General features: G+C 72.5%; 5 protein-coding genes and 1 pseudogene. 4 read left to right on the forward strand and 2 right to left on the reverse strand.

The genetic code is table 11. The features are described 5' to 3' along the window. The first annotated feature begins 185 nt into the window (after window positions 1–185). Window positions 186–1,082, forward strand: a complete 897-nt coding sequence (locus ABZ027_RS30865; RefSeq protein WP_356773973.1) for a hypothetical protein — start codon at window positions 186–188, stop codon at window positions 1,080–1,082. Here ABZ027_RS30865 and ABZ027_RS30870 read toward each other — a convergent pair. Continuing rightward, complete coding sequence (locus tag ABZ027_RS30870) at window positions 988–2,328, reverse strand: PLP-dependent aminotransferase family protein (protein ID WP_356773975.1); 1,341 nt, start codon at window positions 2,326–2,328, stop codon at window positions 988–990. The two genes, ABZ027_RS30865 and ABZ027_RS30870, sit on opposite strands and share 95 nt — an antisense overlap. Window positions 2,329–2,417: 89 nt before the next feature. Between ABZ027_RS30870 and ABZ027_RS30875 the strand changes: the two genes are divergently transcribed. Then, a complete protein-coding gene (locus ABZ027_RS30875; RefSeq protein WP_356773977.1) occupies window positions 2,418–3,239 on the forward strand; it encodes an alpha/beta fold hydrolase in 822 nt (273 codons plus the stop codon). A 10-nt stretch (window positions 3,240–3,249) separates the two neighbouring features. Next, complete coding sequence (locus tag ABZ027_RS30880; RefSeq protein WP_356773979.1) at window positions 3,250–4,206, forward strand: endonuclease/exonuclease/phosphatase family protein; 957 nt, start codon at window positions 3,250–3,252, stop codon at window positions 4,204–4,206. A gap of 90 nt (window positions 4,207–4,296) precedes the next feature. Here the strand turns inward: ABZ027_RS30880 and ABZ027_RS30885 are convergent, their stop codons facing one another. Next, on the reverse strand, window positions 4,297–6,402 hold the full coding sequence (locus ABZ027_RS30885; protein ID WP_356773981.1) for a PhoX family protein: 2,106 nt from the start codon (window positions 6,400–6,402) through the stop codon (window positions 4,297–4,299). A 406-nt stretch (window positions 6,403–6,808) separates the two neighbouring features. On the opposite strand from ABZ027_RS30885, the pseudogene ABZ027_RS30890 reads away from it, so the two are divergent. Next, window positions 6,809–7,425: pseudogene (locus tag ABZ027_RS30890) on the forward strand (Toxic cation resistance protein); the annotation flags it as partial.

Raw genomic sequence — 7,425 nt, forward strand, 5'->3', positions numbered from 1 at the left:
CACGGGGCCACTTTCTTCCCCTCAGAACCAGGAAACACCCGTTCGGTCGAACCCTCCACCGGAGAGCGGACTCCCCAGCGCCGCCAAGGGCCCTGGCGGACCATCCGCCCGTTCGCCGCACGCCCCGCACCCCGGATGCAGTCACCCGGCTCGCGGCTCACGGGCCCCGGGTCTTGCCTGGAAGGGTGCTCATACGTCTCCGCAACGCCCTGTCGGCCGCGCTGATAGCCGTGGCCTGCCTCCTGCTGCCCTTCGGCGCGCTGGCCGCCTGGGCGACGTACGGGCTGGCCGATACGGGCCGGTACGTCTCCGCGATGGCGCCGCTCGCCTCCGACCCGGCCGTGCGGGACGCCGTCGCGGACGAGGTCGGCGCCGACCTCGCGCACGAGGTACGAATAGCCCGGTCGATGCGCCCCTTCGTCAAGGACGCGGTCCGCTCGTTCACCCGCACCGAGGCCTTCCACACGGTCTGGGACTCGGGCAACCGGGCCGTCCACGACGCGGTGCTGCGGGCGGTGCGTGAGGGCGACGAGCACGCGGTGATCGTGGACCTCGCTCCCGTCACCGCGCAGGTGAAGGAGCAACTGGCCGACGCCAACATGCCGTTGGCGCGGCGCATCCCGGTCCGCCACACCGAGGTCGCGGTGCTCCCGGCCGCGGACCTGGTCCGGCTCCGAAAGGGGTACGACGTGCTCGATGTCGCCGCTGTCTGGCTGCCCGCCGGGGCGGCCGTCCTCGCCGTCGCCGGGATCGCCGTCGCGGCCTGCCGCCGTCGCGCGGTCACCGCGACCGCGCTCGGCACCGCGCTCGGGGGCGTGTTCCTCGGGCTCGCGGTCGCGATCGGCCGCCGGTTCACCCTCGCCGACCTGCCCGATCCGGCCCACCGGCCGGCCGTCGGCGCGATCTACGACGCCCTGACGGCCACCTTGCGCACGGTCTCCTGGCTGCTGGTGGCGCTCGGCCTCACGGTGGCCCTGGCCTGCTGGCTCACCGGCCGCTACGGCCCCGGAGCGCGACGTCGGCGAGAGTCCGAAGCGCCCGCCTCAGATCCGGCTCGGCGGCCGACCCGAGTGCGAGCCTGACCGCGTCCGGGGTACGGCTGGGATCCACCGCGAAGGCGGGCCCCGGGGTGACGGCGATCCCGTGCGCCGCCGCGGCGGCCGTGAAGGTGTCCGCGCGCCACGGGGCCGGCAGCTCCCACCAGGCGTAGTAGGCGCGCGGATCGGACCGTATCCGGAAGCCGCGCCCGTGCAGCTCCTGGGCGAGGATCCGCTGCCGGTGCGCCGCGTCCGCCCGCTTCGCGGCGACCAGCCGGGTGACCGTGCCGTCCCCGGCCCAGCGCACCGCGGCCTCCAGCGCGAACCGGCCCGCGCTCCACCCGCCGGACCGCACGGCGGCGGCCACCGCGTCCACCCGGTGCGGCGGTACGACGAGGAAGCCGACGGTGAGGCCGGGCGCGACCCGTTTGGAGAGGCCGTCGACGACATGGGTGAGAGCGGGCGCGTGCACGGCCAGCGGGGTGCCCGGACCGGCCAGGAAGGACCAGACGCGGTCCTCGACGACCGGGATCTGCAACCCGACGATCGTGTCCGCGAGTTGGCGCTTGCGCTCGTCGCTCGTGGTCAGGGACGTCGGGTTGTGCAGGGTCGGCTGGAGGTAGAGGGCGGACAGCGGCGTGGCGCGGTGGGCGGCCGCGACGGACTCCGGACGGACACCTTCCTCGTCCGAGAGCAATGGCACCAGCGTGAGGCCGAGGCGGGCCGCGATCTCCTTGACCATGGGATACGTCAGCGCCTCGACGCCGACCCGGCCACCCGGCCTGACCAGGGAGGAGAAGGCGGCGGCGATCGCCTGGCGGGTGTTGCCGGCGAACAGGAACTGGTCGGGCGCGGGACGCCAGCCGGGTCCGGCCAGGACATCGGCGGCGGCCTCCCGGGCGGCGGGGATGCCGGTGGCGGCGGCCGGGCGGAGCGCCTCGGTCAGGACGTCGGGCCGGAGCAGGGGCGCGAGCGTCGGGGCCAGCAGCTCCGACTGGCCCGGCGCGGACGGGTAGTTGAGCTCCAGATTGACCGGAGCGGACGAGATCGGTTCGGTCAGCGACCGGCCCGTGGGCACGGCCGGAGTCGCCCGCACGAACGTCCCACGCCCCACCTCGCCGACGACCAGTCCCCGGCGCACGAGTTCGCCGTAGACCCGCCCGGCCGTGGACCCGGCGATCCCGCGCCGACGGGCGAACACCCGCTGCGGGGGCAGCCGTTCGCCGGGCGCGAGGCGTCCGGCGGCGATGTCGTCGGCGAGCCGGTCGGCGATGTGCCGGTAGTCGTTCATCAAGTCCCCCGTGGAGCTGTCCCGTTGGATTGCACCGAGAGCAAAGATCTTATTGCACCGAGGAGTTGGGGCGCTCTAAGGTCACTCACATGACCTCTTTCCAGGAGTTCCTCGCATACGACGACAAAGGCCCCGATTCTTCCCTGTCTCCCCTGTCTCCCCTGGCCCCCCTGGTCCCCCTGGTTCTGGTCCACGGTCATCCCTTCGACCGCACGATGTGGGCCCCGCAGATCGCGGAGTTCTCCGCCACCCGCCGGGTGATCGCCCCCGACCTGCGCGGCTACGGCGCCTCCCCGCACACCCCCGCCGTCACCCGCTTCACCCACTTCGCCCAGGACATCGAGGAGTTGCTGGACCACCTGAAGGTGGAGACCTTCGTCCTCGCCGGGCTCTCCATGGGCGGCCAGATCGCGATGGACGGCTACCGCCGGTTCGGCGACCGGGTCCGCGGACTGGTCCTCGCGGACACCTTCCCGGCGGCGGAGACCCCGGACGGCAGGCGCACGCGCAACGCGATGGCGGACCGTCTCCTCGCGGAGGGCATGCGGGGGTACGCCGACGAGGTCCTGGACAAGATGGTCGCCCCGTACGCCGATGCAGAGGTCAAGGCCCACGTCCACCGCATGATGACGTCCGCGCCCCCGCGAGGCGCCGCGGCCGCCCTGCGGGCCCGCGCCGAACGCGCCGACCACCGCGACCTACTGACCCGGGTCACCGTCCCCGCGCTGGTCGTGGTGGGCGCCGACGACACCTACACCCCGGTCTCCGACGCCCAGGACATGCACACGGCCCTCCCCCACTCCACGCTCCGGGTCATCGAGGGCGCCGCCCACCTGCCGAACCTGGAGCGCCCCGCGCAGTTCAACGAGGCGCTGCGGGAGTTCCTGGCGCGGGTGGACGCCACCTCGTAGCCTCAGGACGATGAACGACCAGCGGGGACTGCGACTCGGCGGCTGGAGTGCCGCCCTGCTGTTCGCCGGGGTCAGCGTGGTCGTCGGGTGCCGGACCGCCGACACCGACGGCATCACCCCCGTCCCCCAGCTCCTCGCCTTCCTCCCCTGGCTGCTCGCGCCCGCCGGACTGGGTCTGGCCCTCGCGCTGCTCGCCCGGTGGTGGACCGGGGTGGTGTGGGGGGTCGTGATCCTGGGAGCGCTGGCCTGGTTCATCGAGCCGTACGGCAAGACCGCCGAACCCGGCGGACCACCGCTCGCCACGCTCCGCGTGCTCACCTCGAACGTCGAGTTCGGGCGGGCCACCAACGCCCTGGTCACCGCCGTCCGCCGCGAGCGGCCGGACGTGGTGTTCGTGGAGGAGTGCGAGTACACCTGCGACGCCACGCTGCAGCGGGACCTCGCCACCGTCTACCCCTACCGGCAGGCCGTTGCGGCGGGCGGCTCGAAGGGCTCCGTCATCCTCAGCCGCTTCCCCCTGAAGGGCACCGACGGCGTGCCCGGCACCATGGGCATGCCCGGGGCCCTCGCCGACGTGAACGGGCACCCCGTACGGCTGCAACTCGCGCACCCCATGCCCCCGCTGCCCGGCCAGCTCGACGTCTGGCGGCGGGAGCTGGGCGCCCTGCGCGACTTCGCCGCCGACCGCGCGGACACCCCGACCGTCCTGGCCGGCGACTTCAACGCCTCCCAGGACCACGCGGCCTTCCGTCGCGTCCTCGACACCGGCCTGCGGGACACCGCCCGCCTCGCCGGAGCCGACCGCACCGCCACCTGGCCCGCCCGCACCGCGCCCACCCTCGGCGCGCAGATCGACCACGTCCTGGTGTCCGAGGACTTCTCCGCACGCGACGCCCGCCTCCTCGACCTGGCCGACACCGACCACCGGGCCCTGATCGTCGAGGTCACGCTGCACGGACGGCCATGAGACGGCGGGGGGGGGCGCCCCCCGGCCATGAGACGGCGGGGGCGACCCCCACGACGGTCGTCGCCCCCCTCTCACTGCTCCTTCCTCCCCCTACACGCCGATGTCGTCACCGTCCGCGCGCCACACCGCCACCACCGCCGGACGGACGATCTTCCCGGGACCGTCGGGCCACGCGCTGGCCGGCTTCTCCACGGTGGCGCCGCTGATCTCACCCGGGTGCTGTACGGACACGAGCACCCGCCGGTCCTGGACGATCGGGCCGCAGGTCTCCGCGCCGACCGGCATGGTCAGGAACTGCTTGAGTTCACCGCGCCGCTCGCCCTTCGTGGCGACACCGAAGAGGCCGTCGTGGGAGCCGAGCTGGGCCCCGTCGGTGGATATCCACAGGTTGCCGTGCGGGTCGAAGGCCACGTTGTCGGGGCAGGAGATCGGGGAGACCTTGTCCTTCGGGAAACCGGCGAAGTACGTCGCCGGGTCCTTCGGGTCGCCCGCCACCAGGAACAGGGTCCAGGCGAACTTGGTGCTGTCGGCCCGGTTCCAGCGCTCCGTCAGCTCCAGGATGTGCCCGTGCTTGTTGGCGTTGCGAGGGTTCGCCTCGTCGACGGGGGCGTTGGCACCGACACCGCGGTTGGTGTTGTTGGTGAGGGCGACGTACACCTTGCCGGTGTGCGGGTTCGGCTCGATGTCCTCGGGCCTGTCCATCTTGGTCGCGCCGACCTTGTCACCGGCGAGCCGGGTGAAGACGAAGACCTCGTCGGCGGTCATGCCCTTGACGTGCGAGACGGCGCCCTTGCCGGTCGCGGTGGCCAGCGGGATCCACTCACCGCCGCCGTCGAACTCCCCGTCGGCGGGCAGTTTGCCGCTCCCGTCGATCTCGATCGTGGGGGAGTCGCCGGTCAGCCGGGCGACGTACAGCGTCCCCTCATCGAGCAGCGACAGGTTGTGCTCGCGCACCGCCCGGGACGTCCCGTGCTTCATCTTCTTGCTGCCGACGAACTTGTAGAAGTAGTCGAAGCGCTCGTCGTCACCGGTGTAGACGACCGGACGCCCGTCGTGCGTGAGCCGCACGGTCGCGCCCTCGTGCTTGAACCGGCCGAGCGCGGTGTGCTTGCGGGGCGTGGAGTGCGGGTCGTACGGGTCGAGCTCGACGACGTACCCGAAGCGGTGCGCCTCGTTCGGCTCCTGGGCGATGTCGAACCGCTTGTCGAACCGCTCCCACTTGCGCTCGCTCGCGCCCGTACCGATGCCGTAGCGCTTGTCCGTGTCCCGGCTCGCGTTGGCGAAGTACTGGTTGAAGTTCTCCTCGCCGTGCAGGGTCGTGCCCCACGGGGTGGTCCCGCCCGAGCAGTTGTTGAGGGTGCCGAGGACCTTGCGGCCGGCCGGGTCGGCGGACGTCCTGAGCAGCGGCGACCCGGCCGCGGGCCCGGTGAGCCGGAACTCGGTGGTGGCGGTGACGCGCCGGTTGAGGTGGTGCCGGGGCACGGGGGTGAGCCGTCCGCTCTTGCGGTCCTCCTCCACGACGACGGCGGACAGCCCGTGAGCCGCCCAGGCGATCTCGACCTGCTCACGGGTCGGGGCGGTGGCGTCGTACCCACGGAACATGAGCACCTCGTCGGTGTACTCGTGGTTGGCGACGAGCACCTGCCGGCCACGCTCACCGGGCAGCGGCAGCAGCGCGAGGAAGTCGTTGTTGTACCCGAACTGACCGGCCTGTGCGGCGGCGGTCTGCTTCTCCGCGTCGAACGCGGGCGCACCGCGCAGGATGGGCTCGCCCCAGCGGATGACGACGTTCTGCCGGTAGCCGTCCGGGACGGTCACGGCATCGGCGGTGTTCGGCGCGACGGCGGTGAACCGCAGCCCACGCGCGCCCTTGTTGCCCTTGCTGCTGTTGGTGCCGCTGGTGCTGTTGGTGCCGCTGGTGCTGTTGGTGCCGCTGCCGCTTTCGGCCGCCGCGACCGGCGAGGCTAGAGCGGCCCCCGCCGCACCGGCCACGGTGACGACCGCGGCGGCCCGCATCATCGAGCGACGGCTCAGCGCACCGGCGATGACATCGCCCACGTACGGGTTGGCGGAGGTGTTGGGCGCCGGATGGAAACAGGCGTCACCACACCGGAAACGGCACGTCAGGGCCGACCGCCCGCCAGGATGCGCATCGGACGACGTGGAGTTCGTGATCAACGGCAGCTGCCTACGCACTTTGCTCTCCCCTTGCTTCCCCTTGAATCCAGCGTTACGGACGCTAGGGGCGCGTCCGTGCGGGAACGGGGCGGGCCGATGAACGACGGGTGAACCCGAGGTGGCTGTAGGTCGGTCGCCGGTGACCGGATGTGAGCCTTGACGCCGGGGGCACCATGTGGGCGGACCCGGCCTAAGATCGGCCAGAAGGGCCGCTAACCTTACGTGTCCGTCCTGGCCAGGGATTGACGGGCTACAACTCACGCGAAGGGTTGCGCACATGGGCATTCTCACTCTCCTGCGGAATGCGTTGGGCAGGTCACGCAAGGGGCGGACCGCCGATGCAGAGGGTGCGGAACGGACTCCTTCGCAGGAAGCCGAGCAGATTTCCACCCCGGAGGCGGGCCGGGCTCCGTCCCAGGTGACGGTGCCTTCTACGCCGTCTCCGGCGACCGACCCGGCCCCTGAACAGCGGCCGACGGCATCCACAACGACACCGGAAGCGGCACCGGCGCCGGCGCCGGAACCCCGCAGGTCCCGGCTCACCGCGAAGGAAGAGCACGACCTGGTCGCCGCCGCCTTCAACAACGTCGCCGTCCCGAAGCAGGACGCCCCGGCGCCGGACGCCCCGAAGCCGACCGCTGAACAGCAGACGCCGACTGAGACAGCGACCTCCGAGGAAACGCCCGCGGAGAAGCCGGGCGCGGAAGAGCCGACGGCAGAGCCGAAGGCGGAGGCGGTCGCCGAGGCGGAAGCAAAGTCCGAGACGGAGCCGGAGCCGGTCGAGGCAGAACCGGCGGCGGAGCCGGTCGCCGAGGCGAAGCCGGAGCCCGTGGCCGAGCCGGAGCCGAAGGCTGAGCCGGAGCCCGCCGCCGAGGCGAAGCCGAAGGCCACCGCCGAAGTCGCTCCTCAGCCCGAAGCCGAGGCCGAGCCCGAGCCAGCAGCCGCGGGTCCGTCTCATCGAACGGAGGGTGCTGTCATGGCGACGCACACTGAGCAACTGACCCGTCCCGCCGTCCGACTCCGGGAACTGACACGGTCGTT

This window comes from Streptomyces sp. NPDC006332, assembly GCF_040612855.1.
In the GTDB taxonomy this organism is placed as follows: Bacteria; Actinomycetota; Actinomycetes; order Streptomycetales; family Streptomycetaceae; genus Streptomyces.

What these genes read in the sequence shown, in the direction of transcription:
- ABZ027_RS30875 (WP_356773977.1), top strand. Translation starts at nt 2,418, where the DNA reads ATGACCTCTTTCCAGGAGTTCCTCGCATACGACGACAAAGGCCCCGAT.
- ABZ027_RS30880 (WP_356773979.1), top strand. Translation starts at nt 3,250, where the DNA reads ATGAACGACCAGCGGGGACTGCGACTCGGCGGCTGGAGTGCCGCCCTG.
- ABZ027_RS30870 (WP_356773975.1), bottom strand. Translation starts at nt 2,328, where the DNA reads ATGAACGACTACCGGCACATCGCCGACCGGCTCGCCGACGACATCGCC.